Below are 25118 nucleotides of genomic sequence, written 5' to 3' on the forward strand. Positions count from 1 at the left end.
TTTTTGCCAGTCAATTATAATTTAAACGTAAAAAACGCGCTGTGCCCCTTATTGGCACAACGCGATATACAAGTATCTATTTAATTTCCACCTACCGATTGTTTCCTGCCTGATATTGTTCCTGCTGCATTTTTCCCCTGGATTATGTGAATAATCATTGCCACAATCCTTTCCAGCAAAAGAGCTCCCACGGAAACAAATCCCAGTAACATGATGGCGTCAAAGCTAAGCCTTTCAATTTTAAGCAGAGAGTGGAATAATGTAATTGCTGCAAGAAACCCAAATGTCATGGTACTGCATACGAAGACTCTCAGCTTGGTAAAGGGGGCACTGGATCTGATCACTGCTGCTATACTCACAATTGCTACCAATAGATATGCCGTAGTGTTCATTTGCCCTTCTCCAATTCCCAACAGGGGCGCTGAAAAGTAAACAGCCAGGACTCCAAATACAATAGCGATGGCATTGGGCACCGCCCTTCGAAATGCAGCCGGAAGAAATCTTTCCCCAACTTTATTTCCGTTTGCTTCGAATGCGGTTAAAAATGCCGGATACGCTTCAATCGCGGCGTCAATCAATGTAATTTGAATCGGAATAAACGGAAACGGTGCATTTAGCAGGATGCAGATTATGGTCAGCAGCACCGAGTAAATTGTTTTAATAAAGAATACTCCTGCAACTCTGGTAACATTGTTTACTACTCTCCTGCCTTCCAGAAGCACATCCGGCAGAGAAGAAAAGTCGGAATCCAGCAATACCACCTGGGCAACCTGCTTCGCCGCATCACTTCCTTCGGCAACCGCAATGCTGCAATCCGCTTCTTTCAGTGCCAGCAGATCGTTCACGCCATCCCCGGTCATCGCCACCGAATGTCCCTGTTCCTTCATCGCCTGTAAAAGCTGTTTCTTCTGAAGCGGAGTCGTCCGTCCGAATACGGTGTATTTAGAAGTAATCTGGGTGAGATCTTCGTCTTCCCCAACGGTACTCATATCGATAAACGCCCGGTAATTAGCAAGACCTGCTTCTTTTCCTATGGATGATACTGCTGCGGGATTGTCTCCGGAGATTATTTTAATCTCAACCCCTTCTTTCTTAAAATACCGCAGTGTTTCAGAAGCATTTTCCCGCACCTTATCGTTAATAACCACAGCCATTAACGGCACAACTTCGCTTAGTGCTTCATCCGCCTGCACCGTTTCAACGGTGATACCAGCTATAATTACCCTTTTTCCATTTTCAATTTCTTTTTGCAGATATCCAGGAATCCTGCCCGCTAACAGGCGTTCCGGTGCACCCACAACAAAGGTTCCTGCGCCTTCAAAAGTAACCGCACTCCATTTTCTCTGAGAAGAAAAAGGTATTTTACGAATCACCCTATAAGCATCTTCCTCCTGGTAGTATTCTTTCAAAGCCTGAAAGGTTGCATTATTATCATCGCTGTGATGCAAAAAGCTTCCCATAATCCCGGAAAAGTCCACTTCGATACCGCTTTCCTTCCCCAGATCATAGGTCCGGCTCACCTGCATTTTCCCTTCTGTAAGGGTACCGGTTTTATCCAGACACAGGATGTCCACATGGGCAAGAGATTCCAGCGAATACAGATCCTGTATCAGCACCTTTTGTTTCGCCAGTTTAATCACGCCTCCAGCCAGTGAAATACTGATCAGCAGAACCAGCCCTTTCGGAAGCATTCCAAGCAATCCTGCAGCACTGGATACGACTGCACTAAAAGTGGTATCTCCCCTTAAGAAAAATGCTTCTGCAAAAAGAATGATGCCCAGGGGAATAATCAGGAAGCTTGTGATCTTCGTAACTTTCTTCATGGAATTCATCAACTCCGAGTTAACGCTTCTCATTTTCTTTGCTTCTTCTGAAATTTTAGCCGCATAATTTTCATTACCAACATGTTCAACCTGAGCGTAACATTTTCCACAGATGACACTGCTGCCTGAGAGCAGCCTGTCTCCGGCTCTTTTTATCACGGAGTCCGATTCCCCGGTCAGAAGGGACTCATTTACTTCCAGCTCCCCTTCCATCACTACAGAGTCACAGCTGATCTGCTTTCCGCTTTCCAGAAGCATAATATCATCCTGTACAATTTCATCCACAGACACTGTCTGTTCTTCACTGTCCCGAATTACGGTTACGGTAGGCATCGATAATAACTATAATTCTTCAACCAGCTTTTTTGCTTTTAATTCCTGCGCAATCCCTATGATTATGTTCATTAAAATAATGCTGATAAATATCATATTCGACCAGGCACCAACTACTGCCAGCGCAACTGCAATCAGCACATTCAGCAGATTAAACAGGGTAAATACATTGGACTTTATGATTTGTCCTTTCGTCTTTGTTATATTGCTTTGTACGATATTCTGCTTCCCCTCATTTATCCTGTCAGCAATTTGTTCTTTATTTAATCCTGCCTTACAATCAACCTCTGTTTTCATTTTACCATCCTCTCATAAGCCGGCGAACCTTGTCCGGCCATTTCTGCAAAAGGTCATATTAAGATTTCAGTCTAACCTTTTTATGTAAAGTCTGTGTAAAGTCGGGCTAAACAATTTCTTAATAATTCATGGGAAAATTATAATTTTGCTCTTAACTATAAAATCTTAATAATTTTATAAAATTTTCCTAAAAACGAAAAATCGTCTGATAATATGTTATACTATAAAAATAGTAACTGGTACATCAGCACACATAGAAAGGATACTTATATGGAATTAGGTGAAGGATTAAAGAAAATATTTCTGGCAGGCGTTGGCGCTATTGCTACCACAGCGGAATCTACCATGGAGATCATAGATAGCCTTGTAAAAAAAGGTGAGATTACCGTAGAACAGGGCAAAGTATTAAATGAAGAATTAAAACGCAATGCCAAAGAAAAAATGAACGATCATGTTACCGTCAATATCGTAAGAGAATACAAAGATGTGATGAAAGCAGTCAATCACATGACCGAAGAGGAGCTGGAGGCACTAAAAGAAAAAATTGCTGCAATGGAAAAAGAAAAACCAGACTGTTCCTGTGATAAAGGTGAAGATTGCTGCTGTAACTCTTCTGATGAAAGTGACGAATGCTGCTGCTCTTCTGATGATTCCGAAGAATGCTGCTGCAAATCAGCCGAAGCACAGAATGATATAAGCGGAGAAGAAAAGGATCATGAACAATGAGACCTTAAATAAGGACATCCCCCCAATCGATAACAGGGAGGAAGACTTTCCCGGCGGTCGTTTAAAAGACATACTGGAAGTACTGAAAAAGCATCATATTACCCGTGGCTTATCGCCGGTAAAGCTGCGGGAAATATTAGAAGATCTGGGTCCCACTTACGTGAAGCTGGGTCAGATCATGTCCATGCGTTCTGATATGCTGTCGGAAGCATATTGCAAAGAGCTTTCCAGGCTGCGTACCCAGGTAAAGCCCTTATCTTTTGATACCATAATATCTGTTATAGAAGAAGAGCTTGGACGGCCATCCGGTAAGATATTTTCAAAAATCGAGCCCCTGCCTCTGGGCTCTGCTTCTATTGCCCAGGTACATATGGCAACATTATCAGATGGTTCAGACGTGGTGGTGAAAGTACAGCGTCCGGCAATCAAAGAAACCATGTCCAATGATATTAAGCTTCTTAAGAAGGCCGTCCGCATCTTAAAACTGACCATAGGCACCGGAAGCCTAATTGATTTTAAAATGGTTGTGGATGAGTTATGGAAAACAGCCCAGGAAGAGATGAATTTTCTGCAGGAAGCCAGAAATCTGGATTTATTCTATAAAAACCAGAAGGATATCGTCTATGTCACCTGTCCTAAAGTCATCCATAAATATACCACTCCCCGGATGCTTGTTATGAATTATATTGACGGAATTCCCATTGATCATACGGCAGTTCTGGAAAAACAGGGATATGACATGACGGAGATCGGAGAAAAGGCGGCTGAAAATTACTGCAAACAGATTCTGGAAGACGGATTCTTCCACGCTGACCCCCATCCCGGAAATATCCGTATCTCAGGCGGGCAGATTGCGTGGCTGGATCTTGGCATGACCGGACATTTATCAGAATTCTATAAGCAGCTTTTAAGACGTGCCATACTCTCTATATTAAAACACGATATCTATGAATTAAAAAATGTGCTTTTATCCTTAGGCGAAGCCAAAGAACGGATTAACCATGCAAGGTTGTATACAGATATTGATGACATCGTAAGTAAATATGTCTCCATGGATTTTGGAAATATGAAACTGGGTGAACTGATTGAAAAGCTTCTGGATATGGTAAAAGAACATCACATTGCCGTCAATATGGATATTACGCTTCTGGGAAGAAGCATGATCACAATGGAGGGAACGCTGAGCATCTGTTCCCCTAAGGTAAATATTCTTCAGATTTTGTCCGCCCACATGTCATCCCTCCTGTTTTATGAACTGGATTGGAAAAAGGAGCTTATGCATAAAGGCAGCTCAGTTTATACATCCTTTGATAAAACACTGGATATTCCGGCACAGCTGTCCGATCTTCTGAATATCACTAAAAATGGACAGGCAAAGATAAATCTGGAATTACCCGATTCCAAAGATTTCTTATATAGTATCCACCGTATGACAGACCGGCTGGTTCTGGGTATTTTGGCGGCAGCATTATTTATTGGCTCCGATCTCATCTGTATGACAGATATAACACCGGAAATCTTCCATATGCCATGGATTAGCTTTGCAGGATTTTCCCTTTCGGGTATTTTGATCTTCTGCCTGCTGATACAGATTATCTTCAGGCGAAAAAAATAAGCTTTGGTTTCCGCATTAACGGTTATCAAAGCTTATTTTCATTTACTCCCAATATTTTCAGATCATATTTTTCATCCTTAATATATGGGTAAGTTCCATTTCATACTCATCACCAGATGTTGTACCCAGGCGTACCGAAGGTTTCGTCTTCCCATGATAATCACTCCCCATGGTTTTTATCATTCCCAGACGATCCGCCAGTTTACAGTAATACACCGTCTGTTCTGAATTATGATAGTTGCTGTAAGCCTCAATTCCTTCCACACCGCAGCTATGCATATAACGTATCATCTCTTCGTCTCTCTGAACGGTATTAACAGGGTGGGCAATAACGGCAGTTCCCCCTGTATCCCGGATCAGCTTCACTGCTTCTTCAAAAGAAATATAATTTACCGGTATAAATGCCGGTTTCCCCTGTGCGCAGAAATCCCAAAAGAAATTTAAACACGGATTATCACACCTGCTACCACCAGGAAAATATGGCTTCATCAGCGGATTTCTCTGGTTGTGAGCATCCGACAAGGCTGCTTCTGCTATCATTTCTCCCACCACAACACCGCCTTTGGCAAGTTCCATAACCTTAGCATCCTCAAACTGAATCCCCATATCATGGAGCATTTTCATTCTTAAGAAAGAGGATTTCTGCTTCTGACCCAGAATATTTTGTTCTATATCAAGATAGCGCCTGTCCGTTATATCCATCCCATATCCCAGTAAATGAAGATCCACACCATCACAGATGCAATCCAGTTCCACGCCATTTATCACAGTGATCCCGTAATTTTTAGCTGCTTCTTTCATCTGTGCTACTCCACGGACAGAATTATGGTCTGTCAGCGACACTATGTTAAGCCGTGCTCTGCCACACAGTTCTGCCAGTTTCTCCGGGGGAAATTCACCATCCAGACTAATATCCGAGTGCATATGAAGATCCATAAATCCCATATTTCCCTCCCTTTGGTAAACCGGTTTGTGAGTTCTCTATGTCTTCTATTCCCTAAATCTGGAATTCCTCATCAACTTTTCTGTCCCTGGTATAATATTCTTTGTCCCGTTCCGTAATCTGACGCAGAACCCTGCATGGGTTTCCTACCGCCACCACATCAGCCGGGATGTCGTGGGTAACCACACTGCCTGCACCGATAACCGAATTCTTTCCAATGCGGACGCCCGGTAGAATTACCACATTTGATCCGATCCAGACATCATCTTCAATCACAACCGGAATAGAGAATTGAGTTCCCTTGCGGCGGAATTCATAATTCACCGGATGTCCGGTAGCTGAAATGGTAACATTCGGAGCAATCATAACATGATCGCCAATATACACATCAATGTCATCTACAATCGTAAGATTAAAGTTGGCATAAAAATAATCTCCGATATGTACATTACATCCGTAAGACATAAAGACCGGTGCTTCAATCCAGATATTTTTTCCCATTTCTCCAAGCAATTTTTCTAATATTTCTTTTTTAGTTTTCAGATCAGAGGGACGTGTTGCATTATAATCAAAAATCAATTCTTTGCAGTCCTGTCTCTGCTTTTCAATCAATTTCTCATATTTCTGATCTTCTTCGCTTTTATTTCCTGCTTCGTAATATAAAAATCCTTTTTCCATACGTTCTTTTAATGTCATTTCTGCCTCCATATATTAAAAACTTCTGATTTGATCCGCCGCATCTTCCACGGTTTTCTCAATCGACCGAATCACAATATAATATCCATAACTGTCATTTACCCGGATAAATATGCGGTCATTTACCTTGTGTCCCATAATTGCCTTTCCAATGGGAGATTCCGTACTGATTAACCCCTTCATGGAATTTCCTCTGATGGATGTAACCAGCCTGAATTTCTCTGATGCCTCATCTTCTTCAAAATATACTTCAACCGTATTATTCAGCCCTACTTCATCTTCCTTTGATTCATCGGTTATAATCTCTGCTGTTTTAAGCATCCGTTCCAGATAACGGATTCTGCTTTCATTTTTGTTCTTGTCCTTTTTTGCCGCATGGTATTCAAAATTTTCACTCAGATCTCCATGGGCTCTGGCTTCCTTTACTGCTTCCAGTGCTTCTTTGCGCACCACTAGCTTACGGTGTTCGATTTCTTCTTCAATCTTCTTTACATCGCTTCTCGTTAGCTTTTCCCGCATTGTAGCTCCTTTCTTTCAGATTAATTAATTTTTATCATTCGTTCAAGGTTCATTCCTCGTTCATCTTACCGGTTCCTGATTCATATCTTACTAATTTTTGATAGCGTCTGATTCATATCTTGCTGATTCCATATTTTTCTGTTAATGATGCCCATTATATACTATCCGGCTCTGTTTGTCATTGCATTTTTTTGTGGAATTTTCTCATATAAATTTATAGAACAATTGGTATTATCACAGCTTACCGTTTCATTATTCTACTTTTTTATATATGGATATCGTACCTAAAGCCAGTTAGGTCACAGCCCAAGTGATCCACCCTGACGATCCCCCTGATAATACTATCCAATGCAATACGATTACTTACGGAATAATTTACGATACTCCGCCGGGGAAACACCGTAATGCCTTTTAAACTGGATATAAAAGGTCTGCCTGGAATTCATCCCTATCAGCGGATCTATCTCCCCAATGGGAATCGGGGTATTTTCTAACAGATCTTTTGCCGCATCCATCCTGCATTCCATCACATACTGCCAGATTGTACTTCCCGTTTCCCGTTTGAAAATCCGTTCCATATAGGTAGAATTTAAATGAATCTGATCAGCTATCTCCTGGATATTAGAGAGTTTGCAGAAATAATTTCTGATATACTCCTTTATCTGGGCTATGTATGCCTTCACAGAAGGATTTTTGCTGTAAAAGGCGTCAGCTGTATCCATCAAAAATTTGTTTGTCAATGTAGCAATATAAAGTTCCCGGTTTTGATCCTGGCATTCACGGTGGAGCTTTCCGAAATCTTCAAGCAGCAGATGTGCATCTTCAATTACGCTGCATCCATTCAGCTGGCGCAGAAATTCCCCCAGCTGCCTGTCATGTTCTGCCAGCGCAGAAAAAGAAATCCCAGGCAGTTTCACTTCCTTTAACCGGAACTCCCCTCCCATAACCGTACAGGGCACATTCCGGTCAAAAATTTTCTGATGCGGTATCTGACCTTCTATAACTATCATATTTTTCTTTTTTAGACGGTATTCCTTATCTCCAACGATATAACTGCAGGCGCCTTCCAGGATATAATTTATCTCCAGGCCTCCATGGGAATGCTTTTCCATACTGTAACATTTCCAGTTTCCATTTACGTAACAATGTTCGGGCCAGAGGATCTGATTTTGTGCATTTGGACTTATCATGATTTTCTCCTATGTTAAAAATACAAACCTATCATAAAACATCCAGTCTGAAAAGTCCATAGTATAAACTACTTTTCTGATATAAAATGTATAAAAAACAAGAAAGGAAACTAATCATGTACACAGCTGATCCTACAAGATACGACAATAAAATGCAATACCATAAATGCGGAAACAGCGGTCTGTATCTCCCTGCACTGTCTCTGGGAATGTGGCACAATTTTGGTTCCGTCAATAACTTAGAAGATATGAAAAAAATCCTGTTCACGGCATTTGATAACGGAATTACCCATTTTGATCTGGCTAACAATTACGGTCCGGTCTATGGCAGCGCTGAAACAAATATGGGACAAATCTTGAAATCTGACCTGATGCAATACCGGGATGAACTGATCATTTCGTCCAAAGCCGGCTACGATATGTGGAAAGGTCCTTACGGAAACGGCGGTTCCCGCAAATACCTCACCGCCAGCCTGGACCAGAGCCTGCAGAAAATGGGGCTGGATTATGTAGATATCTTTTACCACCACAGACCCGATCCCGACACGCCACTGGAAGAAACCATGCTGGCACTGGATCAGATCGTCCGCCAGGGAAAAGCTTTATACGTAGGCATATCGAATTATAAAAAAGAAGAGGCCAGCAAAGCTTATGCAATCTTAAAAGAGCTGAAAACACCATTTGTCATCCACCAGCCATCCTATTCCATGTTAAACAGGTGGATCGAGGAAGACGGGTTAAAAGATTTCTTATTTGACCACGGTATCGGATGCATCGCATTCAGCCCGCTTCAGCAAGGCATCCTAACCGGTAAATATTTAAACGGCATCCCATCTGATTCCCGAATCGGCAACCAGAAAAGTCCTTATTTACATGCACAAGACTTAAAGGCGGAAATGCTGGAAAAAGTCCGGGGATTAAATGATATCGCAGCAAACAGAGGACAGTCACTGACGCAGATGGCGCTTGCCTGGATTTTAAGAGATGGAAAAGTGACTTCTGTACTCATCGGCGCAAGTAAGCCGGAGCAGATTCTGGAAAATATAAAGGCGCTGGAAAACACCTCTTTTACGGAAGAAGAAATAACGCTGATAGATGGTATTGTGGGCCAATCCTAAATTTCCCAGGTGCTTTATTCCAAAAACAAAAGAAGCAAAAAGAAGTCAGAAACCCTATTTGGTTATCTGACCTCTTTTTGCTGTACACCAGCCCGTATAAAATATTAAGCTATCACTCCTATAGTGCCTGCTAAATCCTGTTGGGTAAGCCCCTTATTCTTTCTAAGATCTGATATCCTTAAATCAATCGTCCTCATGTCACTTCTCCCTTATCTTTGATGAACTTCTGGTATCATACAAAAAATATTTATATTGATCTTATTTGATCTCTTTCTTACCCAGCCGCACATCCTCCATATAATCAGCCATTTCATCCGACATATGGTTAAACAGATAATTCCTGCTGTTCTGCCGTTTCGCCAGACATTCATTGCGAATCTCCTGATTCACAATTTCAATTTCCTCTTGCAGCCCTCTTGCCGAGAGCAAATTGCCGCCCTGTCCCATGATAATTACCTGTTCCAGGCGGTCAGAAGTTGCCACGGTTACATGATATTTTCTTCCAATCTCATGCACTACCTTTTCGATATACTGATCTGCCGTCTCGGCTTCCTTTGTATAAACTACATGGATATTATTGTAAGAAAGCACTTCTCCAATATTACCTTCTACCTTATAAGCATCAAAGACCAGGATCAGCGTACACTTTTTATATCCCTGATAATTACATAATATATCCATCAGCTTATTTCTGGCACTCTCAATATTTACTTCTGCCAGATCTTTGAGTTCATCCCAGGAAAAGATGATGTTATAGCCATCCACCAGCAGATATTCATCCTGCCCATCCTGTTTTTGCCGGATCTTTACTTTCGGCTCTGCTTTTTGTTCAAAGGAACTGCGAAATGTAGAATCATTTCTTTCCCGCTTAATCGGTCCAAATGTCCTGACAAAGATCTCCTCCAATTCTTTTTCACTTTGCCAGGATCCGAACTCCCCCGGCGCTGACGACAGGGGTAATTCTTTTGAAATATCCTCTTTCTCCTTCTCAAGGGCTAAACCGCTCTCCACATGCATATAATCCTGCACCTGATCCCACTTTACCACAAATCCTGCCCCATGAGAGCAGAAAACAGACCCGGTAGGATTTTCCAGATCATGCTCTGAATCATACCCAATGGCTTCCATGACTTCATCAGCATTATGGCAGGGTGCATATCCTTTCAGTGTACAGAAAAGCCTGCCCCTTCCTCTTGTATATGAGATGACCTCTTTTTGGTAATCCCGCATGGTTACTACCGGAGCCGTTCCCAAAAGAACAGACATCTCTCCATCTGGGAGAGGGGTTCCAAAAGTACCATGCATTTTCTGCATGTCCGCCAATGCCCTGCCTATCATTTCCGACGGGACTTCTAATCGATACTCATAATAGGGTTCCAGCAAAATACTTTTTGCTTTCTTTAATCCCTGTCTGACAGCACGATAAGTTGCCTGTCTGAAATCTCCGCCTTCTGTATGTTTGATATGCGCACGCCCCGTAATTACCGTTATTTTCATATCGGTAACCGGAGAACCTGTCAGTACACCTATGTGTTCCTTTTCTTCCAGATGCGTCAAAATCAGTCTCTGCCAGTTTCGGTCCAGAATATCTTCACTGCAGGCTGTGGCAAACTGCAAACCGCTTCCCGCCTCCAACGGCTCCATCAGCAGATGTACTTCCGCATAGTGTCGGAGAGGTTCAAAATGTCCCACTCCTTCTACTGCTTCCTGTATGGTTTCTTTATATAAAATATTCCCGGTGCCAAATTCAACCGCCACACCAAATCGTTCCTTAATCAGGCTTTTTAAGACCTCGATCTGCACCTCTCCCATAAGCTGGGCATGAATCTCATTTAACTGTTCATTCCAAACAATATGCAGCAGCGGATCTTCTTCTTCCAGCTGGCGCAGCTGCAGCAGCATACGATGTACGTCACTGTCCGGAGGCAGCTGGATCTGATAGGTCAGAATCGGTTCTAAAACGGGAACCTCCGATGCTGCTTCTATTCCCAATCCCTCCCCCGGATAAGTTTTACTAAGACCGGTAACTGCACACACACTTCCGGCCTCTGCTTCATTTACCATCTCATATCTGCTGCCGGAATAAATACGGATCTGATCTGCCTTTTCCTCCCAATATTCAGATTGTTTCCCGATTTTTGCTTCAGCACTCACCCCGGAACCATTTGACAAAAGGGTTTTCACCTTCAGGCTTCCCCCCGTAATTTTCATATAAGTCAGCCGGCTTCCCTGGTCATCTCTTGCAATTTTATAAACTTTTGCACCAAACGCCTCCGGAAATACCGGCGGTACCATATATGTTTCCAAACCTTTTAAGAATTCTTCCACACCAGTAAGTTTAAGCGCAGATCCAAAGAAACACGGAAACACTTTTCTTGCCTGTATCAATCTCACAATTTCACTATTTTCTATTCTGCCTGTTTCCAGATAGTGCTCCAGGGCTGATTCATCGCACATTGCCAGATTTTCCATGAAATCTTCTCCATCTTGGGAAGTTCCAAAATCCATGCACCCTTCATCCAGCCTTTTCTTCAACTCCTTAAAAAGCCACTCTTGATCCGTCCCACTCTGATCCATTTTATTTACAAATAAAACCACAGGTATCTGATAGCCTGCCAGCAGCCTCCATAACGTTTGTGTATGACCCTGCACCCCATCGGCTCCATTTATCACAAGAATCGCATAATCCAGTACCTGAAGGGTTCGCTCCATTTCCGCTGAAAAGTCCACATGCCCCGGAGTATCCAGAAGCGTTACCTGGGTTTCTCCCAACTGAAATACCGCCTGTTTGGAGAAGATCGTAATGCCTCTTTCCCGTTCCAGTTCATAGGTATCTAAAAATGCGTTTCCATAGTCTACTCTTCCCAATTTCCTAATACTACCACTCAGATACAGCATACTCTCAGACAACGTAGTCTTACCTGCATCTACATGGGCTAAAATACCAATCACTAATTTTTTCATTTGCATTCTCACTTATATCATATTACTTTATTTTAATCTTTTTATCCTGAGCGTGTTATAAGCTGCTTTCTGTACGCTGTGCGTCACATCTTTTGGGAAATTAGTTCCGAAAGTGTGAAACCCGGCAGGCTGCGCTGACCGTCTTAAGTAAATCCCTCGAAAAGTGAGGTGTACAGATGGCAGTAATATTCAAACAGGCTCTATATCTTGCAGCTGAATAAAAATATTATAACATTCCTATCCCATGATGACCATGATAAAGTAAAATAAAATATTGAAAACCGTTTAAAAGCCCCTCCGCTATGGGAAGAGGCCTTTATCTATGCAATATTTCACAACACAATGGTACTGCCTTCTTTCAAGTATGGGCTCTACAATCATACCACTATTTCCATAAAATTCGTCTCTTTACAATTCCGTATTCTAGTGTTATATTATTATTAGAAAAGGAACAATCGCCCACAAGGTGGTTTGACCGATTAAATGAGTAGAACTACCACCCTAAGCCGTTCAAAGTATCAGGGTGGTTTTTCTATGTAGCTACTTACAAAACGTAAAAACGAATGTAAGTAATGCCAAAAGGAATATACCAAAAGTCATTATATCCTTAAAATCAAAATGATTTTTCATAGGCATCACCCCCATTCTTTTAGAATGAGGCCAACACACCCTGCAACACGATTGTTCTTGTGTTTATCTTATCATATGTATAGTTTCTATGCAATCTGTTATTTTGCTAATTAATTCTTTTGGTTTTCTTGTTATGTTTTGTTTCTCATCTATTTCCGAGTGTTTACGATGAATTTTAACTCGTCCACATATAAAAAACCCTTGAAAACATTGCATTTTCAAGGGTTTTGCTAATTCTCTTATTGAATTTCTTATTATCTCTTGGAGAACTGAGGAGCACGACGAGCTGCTTTGAGTCCGTATTTCTTTCTTTCTTTTGCTCTTGGATCTCTTGTTAAGTATCCTGATTTTTTCAAAACTGGTCTGAAATCGCTGTCTACCTGAAGTAATGCTCTGGCGATACCATGTCTGATAGCACCAGCCTGTCCTGTTGTTCCACCACCATGTACGTTTACTAAAACGTCATATTTGTCATTAGTCTCTGTTGCTACTAATGGCTGACGAACGATAACTTTTAAAGTTTCAAGACCTAAATAGTTGTCGATATCTCTTTTATTAATGGTAACTTTACCTGTTCCAGGTACTAAATATACTCTTGCGATAGATTTTTTTCTTCTTCCTGTTCCGTAGAATTTTGCGTTAGCCAATGTTTTTTACCTCCTTCTTAAAATGTTAATACTTCTGGTTTCTGAGCTGCATGATTGTGCTCTGCACCAGTGTACACGTGAAGTTTTGTCATCATGGATCTTCCTAAAGGTCCTTTTGGAAGCATGCCTTTAACTGCAAGCTCGATAACTCTTTCCGGCTTCTTGTTTAACATTTCTCTTAAGGTAGTCTCTTTCATTCCACCAACGTAGTCTGAATGATGATAGTAAATCTTCTGATCTAATTTTTTACCTGTTACCTGAATTTTTTCTGCATTTGTGATGATTACGTAATCACCTGTATCGATGTGAGGAGTAAAGATCGGTTTGTTCTTTCCTCTTAATATTTTAGCTACTTCTGATGCTAAACGACCTAATGTATATCCTGTAGCGTCAACTACGTACCATTTTCTTTCAATTGTTGCTGGACTCGCCATAAAACTCTTCATTGGTTTACCTCCTTGGATAATTAACTGTTTCTATAGTAAAACGTCTCACCGGGGCTTTGGTTTTTAACGTCTACGTACTACGTCACATTGAGATATTATATTACACATCACCGTGTGTGTCAATAACTTTTTCACACATTTTTCCACAATTTTTCGAATTTTTATTTTCCAAACGGATCACTTCCTGCATAAAATTCAAACAGAGAAAACATAGCATTATCAATGCAGCCCGAAAACCGTAAAAAATTTATACTTTCTAAAATTTTTACCAAAAAGCTATATTGTTAACCACTAAAATTCAACACAATATGCTAGACTTCTATTATAAAGCTTAGTGAAGGAGAACACAATGAATATTTTTGAAAAAATAGAGTATGCAAAACAAATTTCTTTAAACAGGGAATCCCTTGACCGTCAGCTCATGATTGATCTTCTGTCCATCCCCCTGGACTCTCCTGCCATAGATGCACTGGGGAAAGCCGCTTTTGAGGTTGCTCAGACAATTACGGAAAAACGCGCTTACCTTTGGGGAGCAATGGGTGTGGATTTTAAAGCCTGCCCAATGAACTGCGACTTCTGCTCCCTGGGGAAAAAATGGGGATTGGTGAAAGTAGAACGGGATTTTTCCGAAGCAGAAATTATCGGGAATGTGCGCTACTATGTTGACAATACAGTACGCTGGATCGTACTCAGAACAACCGAGTTTTACAGTCTGGATGTTTTGGAATCACTCATCCAGACCATCCGCAAGGAAGTTCACGGTACCTACGAAATCGGTTTAAACGTTGGTGAATTTGATGTTACGAAAGCCCATGAGCTTTCCAGGCGCGGCGTGGATTTCATTTATCATTCGTTACGTTTAGGCGAAGGCAAGGATACCCGCTTCCAAAAAGAGGAACGTATTGCTACGTTAAATGCCTGCAAAAACTCACCACTAAAACTGGTTTTTCTGGTAGAACCGGTTGGAATAGAGCATACGAACGAAGAAATTGCAGATATCTGCCAAATGACCATCGACTTCGGCGCTATTGTTTCCGGAGCCATGGCAAGAGTTCCGGTAAAGGGAACCCCTCTGGGAGAACTGCCTCAAATCAGCGACCAAAGGCTTGCCCAGATTATTGCCGTTACCAGACTGGCATGCGGTTATAAAGTTCCCGGCATCTGCGTACACCCTGCCAGTGAACTGGCAATTCAGTTTGGTGCCAATGTGGCGGTTATTGAAACCGGAGCTATTCCCCGGGATGCCTGTTGTTTTCCGAACGAAAAATGGAAACAGTTCGATGTAAACGTGGCAAAACAGTGGTTCCAAAATAATGGGTACACTGTCTGTCAAACAGAAAACGATTAAACAGAAATGTAAAAAATAGCTTTCATTTATGAAAGGAACACTTGTTATGAAAAAAAACATTAAAGAAAAACTAATATTCCTGCTTCTAACCCTGCTTCTGGTTTTCAGCATGGTATTTGCTGGCGGATGTCAAAAATCCGGCTCTGAAGTTGCTAATTCACCTGAAGATGCTAATTCTACTAAAGATGCTACTTCCACTGAGGTTTCTAATTCCACTGAAAATGCTGCTTCCACTGAAGTTTCTAATTCCACTGAAAATGCTGCTTCCACTGAAGTTTCTAATCCTACTGAAGATACTGCTTCTTCTAAAGATAAGAATGCATCTGAAGATACACAATCAGCCAATGTGGCTTCAGCAGATGCCATACAATTAAAGGTGGGGTCCTGGAAAACTGCTCAGACAATCCAGCCATTTTTCTATGACCAGTTTATTGATAAAAGCTTCCGCATCGAAGTTCTTCCATTCACAAACCCCGGTGATCAGAAAACTGCCCTTCTTTCCGGCGGTCTGGATATGACCGGAACTACCCTGGTAACAGCTATAAGTGCCGCAGCTAATAATGAACCTGTACGCATTGTCACCAGTCTTTGCAACAAATGTTCTGCTCTGGCTGTGGGAGTAAATTCCGGAATTGAAACGGAAGCCGATCTAAAAGGCAAAACCATCGCATATGTTCCAGGTACCATGCATCATGCATTATTGCTGGATGTTCTGGAACGTAATGGCATAGATCCGGAAAAGGATGTTGAATTGGTACGAATTGATTTCTTTGATATGGGACAGGCTCTTGCTGACGGAACCATTGATGCATTCTGCAGCGGTGAACCGTACCCTTCAGAAGCAGTCAAAAATGGTTACGGTAAAATCTTAAGCTATCCATATTTTGATGACAGTATCGGAACTATTAATGCGGCTATGATTGTAACAGAAGACACCATTAAAAATAAACCTGAGGAAGTTCAGAAGATGGTGGATGCCCACATTAAGGCAACCCAGTATCTGACGGAAAACCAGGATGCATGGCTGGATAAAGCGGAAGAATTCGGAACGGAAAAAGATCTTCTGAAAATCTCTGCAGATAACATCGAGCTGTGTTGGGACATTGACGATGCCTTCATCCAGAACACCAAAAAACTGGCACAGAAAATGCTGGACCTGGGTATCATCACAAATATGCCTGACATTGATTCCTTGTTTGACCTTACTTTCCTGGAAAATGCAAAGAAAAATCAGTAACAAGAACGAGGCGCTATGGATAGAAAACTTGCTAAAAAAACTCTGACAACATTATCTTCCGGCTTATGGGGCTTTCTGATACCTGGAATACTCCTTCTGCTCTGGTACCTGGCTACCAGCAGAGGCGCAGTTCCCGAATATGTGCTGCCTTCTCCACAGAAGCTCTGGATTGTTCTGATTGATTTTATATTTGGGAATTCTAAAGCCACCCCCTACTCAGGTAAGCTTTTTGCTAATTTATGGATCAGCTGTTTCCGGGTCTTAAAAGGATTTCTGACTGCCGCTCTGCTTGGCATAACCCTGGGGTTTCTCACAGGGCGGGTCCGCCTGCTTCAGAAAATATTTGATCCGTTTGTTCATGCTCTGCGGGCAGTTCCCGGCATCGGATGGCTGCCCATAGCAATCGTCTGGTTCAGCGTTGGCGAAAAAAGTACACATTTTCTCATATCACTGGCTACCTTTTTCCCAATCTACATGAACACCGCGCAAGGTGCAAAAGAAGTTCCTGATTCCTATCTGCGGGCAGGTCAAATGATGGGAGCAGGTTCCATTTCCCTGTTTTGGACGGTGACGCTTCCCAGTGCATTCCCTTCCGTTCTGGTAGGTCTTCGCCTGGGGCTTGGAATCTCCTGGGCTTACCTGGTTCTGGGTGAAGTCACAGGAGTAACCAGGGGGATCGGAGCCATCATGACGGATGCCCGTATGCTGGGACATGTAGATATCGTCCTTGCCTGTATGACGGTCATTGCTGTTACCGGTAAACTATCCGATTTTCTGCTGGTAAAAATCTGCACTCTGTTTTATCCGGTCAAAAAGTGCAATGTTTAGAGTGTAATTAAACATTGGTAAACCATAAACTTGAATCCTTAACGACTTGTTTGTGGCAGGCCCAAAATGTATTATAAAGGAGATTTTCATGAGCCATAATCTATTAACCGTTCAGGGAATATCAAAAAGCTACCGTTCCTCATTTCAGGATTCCATATGTGTCTTTCAAAACCTGAATATCACGGTAAACCAAAATGAAATCGTAGCACTCCTGGGTCCCAGCGGCTGCGGAAAAACCACTCTCTTGAATATGATTGCCGGATTTGAAATGCCGGATACGGGTGAAATATATTTGGAAAAGCAGTCAGTTACCGGTCCGGGTACAAACCGCGGCGTAGTATTTCAGACCCCGGTTCTCTTTCCATGGCTGACGGTTCAGGAAAATATCGCATATGGTTTAAACCGCAGACATATTTCCAAAAAGAATCAGCACGAGGCGGTCCAGGAATATCTTAGTCTGGTACATCTAAACGGATTTGAAAATTATTATCCCAACGAATTATCCGGCGGTATGCAGCAGCGGGCTGCTCTTGCACGCACCTTAATCCTGCATCCCCAGCTCCTTTTAATGGATGAACCATTTTCCGCACTGGATCCTGTACTGCGTTTTCAAATGCAGCAGCTGGTACTTTCCATCTGGGAAAAATTAAAACAAACCATAATTTTTGTAACCCATGACATTGAAGAGGCAATGATTCTCGCTGACCGCATTTATATTTTCGGTAAATGTCCCATGGGTATCTTAGAAGAACGAAAGGTTCCTTCATTTACCATAACTTCCCCTTTTTCCTCCAGTCTGGACTCACCGGAATTTATCCGCACAAAAAAAGAAATCAGGAACATTTTATTCTCATGCTCCTGATTTCCCATCTTATTTTAACCACAGCCCATTCAATTTCATGTCTTTCGTAAAACTGATGGTATACTGGATTGTTCCATCTTCATATTCTGCTGCCATTACCACTACTCCGCAGTCTTCACCTGTCTTTTCATACTTCTGCCCGATAACAGCCTGCTTTCCATAAGATTGAAAGGCACCCTTGCTGTTCGCATATCCCACAACCTCATTTTCAAACTTTTCCTGTGAAATAAGTTCCTTCATTTCATCCCCTGCAAACTCCAGAAATGCATCATAATCATTCTCATTTATCTGGTCCACGATCTGCTGGGAAGCTTTTTTTAATTCATTCTCATCAAATCCGTCTGCCAGCTGCGTACTATTAGCCATGCATCCAGTGCAAAACACAAGCATCCATATAGCACCTGTTAAAAAAAACACCTTTGCATTTTTGACCCTGCCTGCCATTTTGCCTCCCCCGGTTATCTTCCTCACCCATTTCTAATCAATAATACCCTTTGAATAAATTCAAATATTTAAATTAATTATACCTCTTTCATGAATTCAAATACATAAATCAATTATTCCTCTTTCATGAATTCAATAGCATAAATCAATTATTCCTCTTTCATGAATTCAAATACATAAATCAATTATACCTCTTTTATAAATTCTGATACATATAGCAGGGCACCGCCAACCGCAGATGACCACCAGGAAAAGCTGCTAGCTTCTACATAACTGCCATCATTTTCAAATGTATTCCGTCCCGCTACCTGCGTCTGGATATCTTTGATATATTTTTTAATATATCCGCCGACATAACCGCCCAATACTACCTTGCAGTCAAAAAATGTTCTCAGATTATTAATGTGCACAGAAAGATAATACACATACTCATCCCAGATTTTTCTGCATTGTTCATCCCCGGCATCCAGAAGCTTAAAAAATCTTTCCAGGCTTCCATCGGTATGATCCGATAAGATGGAGGAGGCAAGATATGCATCTGCACATCCTTCTTTCCCGCAATAACATTTCTTTCCGCCCGGCACCAGCGTTGTATGACCAAATTCACCGCTCCTCTGGTTGTCCCCATAATAAATTTTATCATCCAGCAGAACAGCGCCGCCAACGGTAGGTCCCAGGAACAGATACAAGATATTCTTTCCTTTTTCCCGGTACCACATTTCGGCAAATCCGCCTCCGTTTGAATCATTGTAAAACGTATACGGGTATGGGATATACGCTTTTAATTCCTCATAAAAATCAGGTGGAAGGGAAAACAAATAAACCTGCGGAATACTTTTTCGGTCCCCGCCGATAATCGCCGGAAGTGTCACCCCCACTCCCAATACTGTTTTCGGATCAATCTTGTTTTTCTCCACGATCTGCTCTAAAAGCAATCGTATTTCTTCATAATATGCCTTATCCGCCTCAAAACTTCGTCTGACCCGGATACAGTCCACCATTGTCCCCGTCAGATCCACAATTGCCAGGGAGATATGGTTTTTCGTTATATCAAGCCCTATTCCTACTTTAGCCCGCCCGTTACAGGAGAGGCATTTCGCCTTTCTTCCGCCCGTGGATTCAAAGGTTCCTGTTTCTTCAATTAAATCCATTTCCATTAATTCTGACAGGTTCTGACTTACGGTTGGAAGGCTTAAGCGCTGTTTATAGGCAATATCCTGCTTTGATTTCTTCTTGTCATTGAGAATCAGCCGATAGATGTTGTTACGGTTGATCTTTTTTAATTCCATGCTGGTACTTTTCATGCTCACTATCCCTATTTTCCCCTTTTTAGCCACCGGGGTTTCTAAAATTATTTGTTCCATTATACCAAATTCTACCATATTCGTAAAGTCACATCTTTTCTGTATATATTTTGTTTGCTAAAATCGAAAAAGCAGAACACAGAGAATGTCCCGCTTTTTCATTTCATTGCTAAGGAAAGCAAGTTACTCCAGGTCAATAATGAATGCTTTTTTATATTCTTCTACTCCTGATGCTGCCTGCATAATTACATTGGAATAAGGAGACAGTTCACCGCTTCTTAAAATAAATCTGCATTTCTTTGCCATTCTCACAAGCAAGTTCTGGGGCATACATTCTACCGGTTGGTTCACAAATACATTTTTAATATACCCATAGCCGTCCCGATTATATTTCTCCATTTCCTCGGCTATGCAAACCTTTTCAACAACAACCTCATCCAACACGGCTTTCAAACACTGTTTCAACGTCGGAATCTCAAATGCAAGTGCCAGATCCACCCTTTCCATTCCTTCCGGAATAGGAAAGCCTGCGTCGCATATCATAAAATAATCCGTATGCCCCAATCCTGCTATTTGTTCACTGAGTTTCTGATTGATAACCCCGCCTCTTTTCATACAAATCCCCTCTTCTTTTCCTATTTATAATCTGCTATGTTGTCTTTTGTAACAAGAACATACGGAATCGATACATCTTTGGGTTCCCCTCCCTTAACAATGTCCAGAATCTCATCAAGACCCGCTTCTGCCTGTCCCTTAGCATCCTGGAATACGGTTGCTGACAGTGTTCCTGTTTCAATTGCTGCTTTTGCATCATCAATCGCATCAATTCCTGTTACAATTATTTTATCACCCATATCATTATCCAGAACTGCCTGGAGCGCTCCCATTGCCATCTCATCATTTTGTGCCACGATTGCCTGAATCTCATCGGCTCCCTGCAAGAGGTTCTCCGTTGTGGACAGAGCTTCTTCTCTGGACCAGTTGCAGGTTGGCTCACTTAAAACTTTAATATCTGGATATTTTTTTAATATATTTTCATAACCTTCTCTTCTCAGTACTTCTGCAGAGATACCATTTGGTCCGTGTAAAATCACAATATTTCCTTTTCCATTCAGCTGATCTGCTACATACTGCATTTCCAGTTCCCCTGCAACGACATCATCAGAACCCACATGTGCCAGGACCTCATCGGAATTTACCTGGGCATTTACGGTAATCAGCGGAACCTTAGCATCATTTGCAGCTTCTACGGCGGGCACCAGCGCATCCCCGTCCATAGGGCAGATTAAAATTCCATCCACATTCTGTGCAATCAGGTTATCGATCTGCCCCACCTGGGTGGCCGAGTCCATATTTCCGTCTAAGACACTGAAATCCACAGAGTCAGCGTATTTTTCACTAACATAATCCTGCATGGCTTCCGCAAGCAGTACCTGAAACTGAGCGGTCTGGCTGTAGGAAGAAAATACGATCTTGTACTTCTCACCGGAAGCTTTTCCTGCTGCTTCTGTAACGGCCTCATCCACCGCATCTGCTGCATCTGCATCCGCTTCTGATTTTGATTCTGTTTTTGCTGTTTCCGGCTTTGCTGCTTCTGCCGTACCTGCCTCAGTTTTAGCAGATGATCCCCCTTCCGTTGTTCCTTTGGAATCAGATGTCCCACAGGCTGCAAGTGAAATTGTTGCAAGTACCCAAACCATCGTTAATGCTGCCACTTTTTTCTTCATACCTTGATCTCCTTTTTATTTGTTCTTATTTTTTGTTATGCGGTCTAAAAGTACAGCCAGTACAATAATAGACCCCTTAACGATCTTCTGATAATAGGAAGAAATATTCAGAAGATCCATACCGTTATTGATTACCCCTACAATCAATACACCCAGGATTGTCCCTGATACCTTTCCTATACCTCCATTTAAACTGGTACCTCCGATTACAACCGCTGCTATGGCATCCAGTTCATAGCCTTCACCTGAATTTGGCTGGCCTGCATTGATACGGGATGCCAGTACAGTTCCCGCCAGGCCTGCACAGATGCCAGAAATCATATAAACAAATAATTTTATCCTGGCTACACTTAATCCGGAAGCTTTTGCAGCTTCTTCATTGCCTCCGATTGCATATAAATACCGTCCAAACTTCGTCCAGGATAGTATCAGATACCCAATCAAAAATACGGCTGCTAATATGTATATTAAAATAGGAAGCCCCAGGATTGATCCACCGCCTATGTAACGAAACTGCTCACTCAGATTACTAATTGGACGTCCTTTGCTCAAAACAAGCGCAACTCCGGAAGACACCGACAGCATACCAAGTGTCGCAATAAATGCCGGCAGATTTAAAAATGCAACCAGTGTTCCATTGACCACGCCGCAAGCCGCACCTGCCAAAACTCCGAGAATAATCGGAATAATCACCGGATATTCTCCCGGATGTGCAAATGTTGTTGCTACAATACCGGACAGCGCCACGATGGAACCAACCGATAAATCAATACCTCCTGTCAGCAGTACACACATCATTCCCACGGAAATGATACCGTTAATCGATACCTGCTTTAACACATTTATCAGGTTTCTGGATGTAAAAAAGGTATTGGTAATCACTGTTAAAAGTACAAACAATATTAAAAAAACCAACAGAATACCATATTTATTAAATAGATCTTTTCCATTTAGCCGTTTTGTCATTTGATTTGCGGTTTTCTCTGTCATTTCTCTCCCTCCTTATGTGGTGTTGCATACTGCATAACCAATTCCTGACTGAATTCTTCTCTCTTCAGCTCTCCGGTAATCCGTCCTTCACTAAATACCAGTATCCGGTCACTGATTCCCAGTACCTCCGGCATCTCAGATGAAATCATAATAACTGCAATTCCTTTCGCCGCCAGCTGGTTAATCAGTTCATAAATTTCCGTTTTTGCTCCAATATCAATTCCTCTCGTTGGTTCATCCAATATCAACACTTTCGGATTCGTCAGCAGCCATTTTACAAACACTATCTTCTGCTGGTTTCCTCCTGACAAATTCAAAGCGAGTGCCTCTCTGGAAGGCGTTTTGATTGACAGCAGTTTAATCTGCTCATCGGCTACTTTATTAAGCTTACTAGTATTCAAAAACAGTTTTTTATTCAGTCTTTTCAAATTTGAAATTACAATATTGTCTTTTACACTTCCAATCAGATTCAGACCTCTTAACTTTCGATCCTCCGGCACATAAGCAATTCCTTCTTTTACCGCCTGGTCAGGATTGACGATCCGGATCTTTTTCCCTTCCAGGTATAAGTTACCCTGCTTTTTCTTACGGAGTCCGAATACCATTTCCGCAGTTTCTGTTCTTCCTGCCCCCATCAGACCTGCAAATCCCAAGACCTCGCCTGCTTTTACCTCAAAGGAAATATCCCGGATCAGCCTGCCGTCATCCAGCCCCTCTACCTTGAATACCGTTTCTCCAATCTTCGCCGCTTTTTTCGGATAATAATCACCAAGTTCACGTCCAACCATTCCCTGAATCAGAAGTCCATCATCTAATTCCGAAGCCGGTTTAGATAACACCCACTGTCCATCCCTCAGAATGGTTATCATATCGGCGATTTGAAATATTTCGTCCATTTTATGTGATATGTAAACGATTGCAACACCTTTTTCTGTCAGAGAACGTATAATCCGAAACAGTTGTTCCACCTCTTTTTCCGATATTGCAGAAGTCGGTTCATCCATGATAATCACATCAGAATGATAAGAAACTGCTTTTGCTATTTCGATCATCTGCTGTCCCGCCACAGTCAATTCGCCTAAAATCATCTTAGGTGGCACAGACATCCCAAGCTCTTCTAAGAGTTCCTTCGCTTTCCGGTTCATCAGAGACTTATTAATCAGGCATTTTGCCCTGCTGCTTTCTCTGCCTAAAAAGATATTTTCTGCAATCGTCATTTCCGGAACCAGGTTCAGCTCCTGATAAATCATAGTAATTCCATGATCTATGGCATCTTTTGTGGAATGAAAGTTCACTTCTTTACCTTTTACAGATATGGAGCCTTTATCATTGGTATAAGCACCGCACAAAATTTTCATCAGAGTTGATTTTCCTGCACCATTTTCCCCCATCAGTGCATGAACCTCACCCTTCTTTAATGTCAGTTTTACATTATCAAGTGCTTTTACCCCGGGAAACTCTTTTGTAATATTCTTCATTTCCAGAATTATCTCATTTGCCATGAAGAAGTAATCCCTCCTCTTTTTTCATAATTCAGCTCAGAGCCTGCATTATAATCCATTTGGATGGATAATAATTTTCATCTGCCCTCTGCCATTTAACATCTGATCCATTGCTTTATCAAAGTCATCCAGGGAATAATGATGGCTTGCCAGATCGTCCACTTTTACGATTCCCTCTTCCATAAATTTTACAGCCCTGTCAAAACAATGTGTCTGCGCAAAAGATCCGATCAGCTTTAACTCTTTTTCAAAGATCTGATAAGGTTTAATCCGAATGGTATCCTCATTGCCGGCAACCCCATAAACCACGATTTTTCCTTTAGCCTTAGGAAAATTCAGACATTGTTCCAGCACCGCCGGCACCCCGGTTGCATCAATGACCACGTCAAATCCCTTTGGGAACATTTTATGAAGCTGCTCTGTATGGACCCCATAATCGTTTCTGTCCATCAGAACTGTTTTGGCATAACCATTTTTCTCAATCAGATCAAGTTTTGCCTTTGAGGATGCACAAACTACCACATTTGCGGCCCCTCCCCGGTGTATCAGCTGTGTCAATAAAATTCCTGTGGGACCTGCACCAAATATCAAAACATCATCGCCGCACTGGACATCAATCACATCCATGCCATGAATGGCACAGGCAAGAGGTTCTGCGAAACAGGCTTCATCATAAGAAAGTTTGTCGCTGATTGGAAATACCTTATCATAATTCACCACCACATACTCTGCAAAACCACCGGGTCCATTGCATCCCAAAGAGTAAAAGTTCTCACAAAAAAGCGGCATATTTCTTCTGCAATAATAACATTCGCCGCATAATACGGTATTGTCTCCCGTTACCCTGTCACCCACTTGAAATCCCTGAACGGCACATCCTGTTTCCACAATTTCACCTGCAAATTCATGTCCCGGTGTCAGCGGAAACC

The 25118-nt window shown here is 41.9% G+C and carries 23 protein-coding genes; 7 read left to right on the plus strand and 16 right to left on the minus strand.

Annotated features, from left to right (window positions below; all coding sequences use genetic code 11):
• Positions 1-80 precede the first annotated feature (80 nt).
• Entirely contained in the window at positions 81-2156 is a 2076-nt protein-coding gene (locus ACH2DQ_RS11575; protein ID WP_395026814.1) for an HAD-IC family P-type ATPase, read from the minus strand.
• A gap of 9 nt (positions 2157-2165) precedes the next feature.
• Positions 2166-2453, minus strand: coding sequence for a hypothetical protein (locus ACH2DQ_RS11580; RefSeq protein ID WP_395026816.1), 288 nt, complete (start codon positions 2451-2453; stop codon positions 2166-2168).
• Positions 2454-2723: 270 nt separating this feature from the next.
• On the opposite strand from ACH2DQ_RS11580, the gene ACH2DQ_RS11585 reads away from it, so the two are divergent.
• Together ACH2DQ_RS11585 and ACH2DQ_RS11590 are read left to right on the plus strand one after the other, a co-directional pair.
• On the plus strand, positions 2724-3179 hold the full coding sequence (locus tag ACH2DQ_RS11585; protein ID WP_394914042.1) for a phasin family protein: 456 nt from the start codon (positions 2724-2726) through the stop codon (positions 3177-3179).
• Positions 3169-4794 carry an ABC1 kinase family protein gene (locus ACH2DQ_RS11590; RefSeq protein WP_395026819.1) on the plus strand — a complete coding sequence of 542 codons (1626 nt, stop codon included), beginning with the start codon at positions 3169-3171 and terminating at the stop codon, positions 4792-4794. The genes ACH2DQ_RS11585 and ACH2DQ_RS11590 overlap by 11 nt, the downstream gene beginning before the upstream one ends.
• A 57-nt stretch (positions 4795-4851) precedes the next feature.
• Here the strand turns inward: ACH2DQ_RS11590 and ACH2DQ_RS11595 are convergent, their stop codons facing one another.
• The 4 genes from ACH2DQ_RS11595 to ACH2DQ_RS11610 form a co-directional block, all read right to left on the minus strand.
• On the minus strand, positions 4852-5739 hold the full coding sequence (locus ACH2DQ_RS11595; RefSeq protein ID WP_394914040.1) for a PHP domain-containing protein: 888 nt from the start codon (positions 5737-5739) through the stop codon (positions 4852-4854).
• 52 nt (positions 5740-5791) lie between these two features.
• Positions 5792-6433: a sugar O-acetyltransferase gene (locus ACH2DQ_RS11600; RefSeq protein WP_394914039.1), complete on the minus strand. Its 642-nt coding sequence runs from the start codon at positions 6431-6433 to the stop codon at positions 5792-5794.
• A 15-nt stretch (positions 6434-6448) separates the two neighbouring features.
• Positions 6449-6952 (minus strand): GreA/GreB family elongation factor, encoded by a 504-nt coding sequence (locus ACH2DQ_RS11605; RefSeq protein WP_394914038.1) that lies wholly within the window; start codon positions 6950-6952, stop codon positions 6449-6451.
• Positions 6953-7311: 359 nt separating this feature from the next.
• Entirely contained in the window at positions 7312-8142 is an 831-nt protein-coding gene (locus ACH2DQ_RS11610; RefSeq protein WP_394914037.1) for a helix-turn-helix domain-containing protein, read from the minus strand.
• Between the two features lie 116 nt (positions 8143-8258).
• Here ACH2DQ_RS11610 and mgrA point away from each other — a divergent pair, with 116 nt between their 5' ends.
• Entirely contained in the window at positions 8259-9260 is a 1002-nt protein-coding gene (gene mgrA, locus ACH2DQ_RS11615) for an L-glyceraldehyde 3-phosphate reductase (protein ID WP_394914036.1), read from the plus strand.
• 258 nt (positions 9261-9518) lie between these two features.
• On the opposite strand, the gene ACH2DQ_RS11620 is transcribed toward mgrA, so the two are convergent.
• From ACH2DQ_RS11620 to rplM, 3 genes are all read right to left on the minus strand, one after another.
• Positions 9519-12224: an NYN domain-containing protein gene (locus tag ACH2DQ_RS11620; RefSeq protein ID WP_394914035.1), complete on the minus strand. Its 2706-nt coding sequence runs from the start codon at positions 12222-12224 to the stop codon at positions 9519-9521.
• Positions 12225-13108: 884 nt separating this feature from the next.
• On the minus strand, positions 13109-13501 hold the full coding sequence (gene rpsI, locus ACH2DQ_RS11625; protein WP_394914034.1) for a 30S ribosomal protein S9: 393 nt from the start codon (positions 13499-13501) through the stop codon (positions 13109-13111).
• A gap of 17 nt (positions 13502-13518) precedes the next feature.
• Positions 13519-13947 (minus strand): 50S ribosomal protein L13, encoded by a 429-nt coding sequence (gene rplM / locus ACH2DQ_RS11630; protein ID WP_027296327.1) that lies wholly within the window; start codon positions 13945-13947, stop codon positions 13519-13521.
• 349 nt (positions 13948-14296) lie between these two features.
• Here rplM and ACH2DQ_RS11635 point away from each other — a divergent pair, with 349 nt between their 5' ends.
• From ACH2DQ_RS11635 to ACH2DQ_RS11650, 4 genes are all read left to right on the plus strand, one after another.
• Positions 14297-15295: a radical SAM protein gene (locus tag ACH2DQ_RS11635; protein WP_394914033.1), complete on the plus strand. Its 999-nt coding sequence runs from the start codon at positions 14297-14299 to the stop codon at positions 15293-15295.
• Between the two features lie 46 nt (positions 15296-15341).
• Positions 15342-16532: an ABC transporter substrate-binding protein gene (locus tag ACH2DQ_RS11640; RefSeq protein ID WP_394914032.1), complete on the plus strand. Its 1191-nt coding sequence runs from the start codon at positions 15342-15344 to the stop codon at positions 16530-16532.
• 15 nt (positions 16533-16547) lie between these two features.
• Positions 16548-17360, plus strand: coding sequence for an ABC transporter permease (locus tag ACH2DQ_RS11645; RefSeq protein WP_394914031.1), 813 nt, complete (start codon positions 16548-16550; stop codon positions 17358-17360).
• 88 nt (positions 17361-17448) lie between these two features.
• Entirely contained in the window at positions 17449-18222 is a 774-nt protein-coding gene (locus ACH2DQ_RS11650) for an ABC transporter ATP-binding protein (protein WP_394914030.1), read from the plus strand.
• Positions 18223-18231: 9 nt separating this feature from the next.
• Here the strand turns inward: ACH2DQ_RS11650 and ACH2DQ_RS11655 are convergent, their stop codons facing one another.
• The 7 genes from ACH2DQ_RS11655 to ACH2DQ_RS11685 all read right to left on the minus strand — a co-directional run.
• Positions 18232-18666: a DUF3887 domain-containing protein gene (locus ACH2DQ_RS11655; RefSeq protein ID WP_394914029.1), complete on the minus strand. Its 435-nt coding sequence runs from the start codon at positions 18664-18666 to the stop codon at positions 18232-18234.
• 185 nt (positions 18667-18851) lie between these two features.
• Entirely contained in the window at positions 18852-20030 is a 1179-nt protein-coding gene (locus ACH2DQ_RS11660; RefSeq protein WP_395026827.1) for an ROK family protein, read from the minus strand.
• Between the two features lie 123 nt (positions 20031-20153).
• The gene (rbsD, locus tag ACH2DQ_RS11665; protein ID WP_394914027.1) at positions 20154-20585 is read right to left on the minus strand and encodes a D-ribose pyranase; all 432 of its coding nucleotides are present in this window, start codon (positions 20583-20585) and stop codon (positions 20154-20156) included.
• A gap of 20 nt (positions 20586-20605) precedes the next feature.
• Positions 20606-21697 (minus strand): substrate-binding domain-containing protein, encoded by a 1092-nt coding sequence (locus tag ACH2DQ_RS11670; RefSeq protein WP_394914026.1) that lies wholly within the window; start codon positions 21695-21697, stop codon positions 20606-20608.
• A gap of 15 nt (positions 21698-21712) precedes the next feature.
• Positions 21713-22687, minus strand: coding sequence for an ABC transporter permease (locus ACH2DQ_RS11675; RefSeq protein ID WP_394914025.1), 975 nt, complete (start codon positions 22685-22687; stop codon positions 21713-21715).
• Complete coding sequence (locus tag ACH2DQ_RS11680; RefSeq protein ID WP_394914024.1) at positions 22684-24189, minus strand: sugar ABC transporter ATP-binding protein; 1506 nt, start codon at positions 24187-24189, stop codon at positions 22684-22686. The genes ACH2DQ_RS11675 and ACH2DQ_RS11680 overlap by 4 nt, the downstream gene beginning before the upstream one ends.
• Positions 24190-24237: 48 nt before the next feature.
• Positions 24238-25118, minus strand: an 881-nt coding sequence (locus tag ACH2DQ_RS11685) for a zinc-dependent alcohol dehydrogenase family protein (protein WP_395026830.1), incomplete at its 5' end; no start/stop codon positions are given.

The sequence above is a fragment of the Robinsoniella sp. genome, from assembly GCF_034124845.1.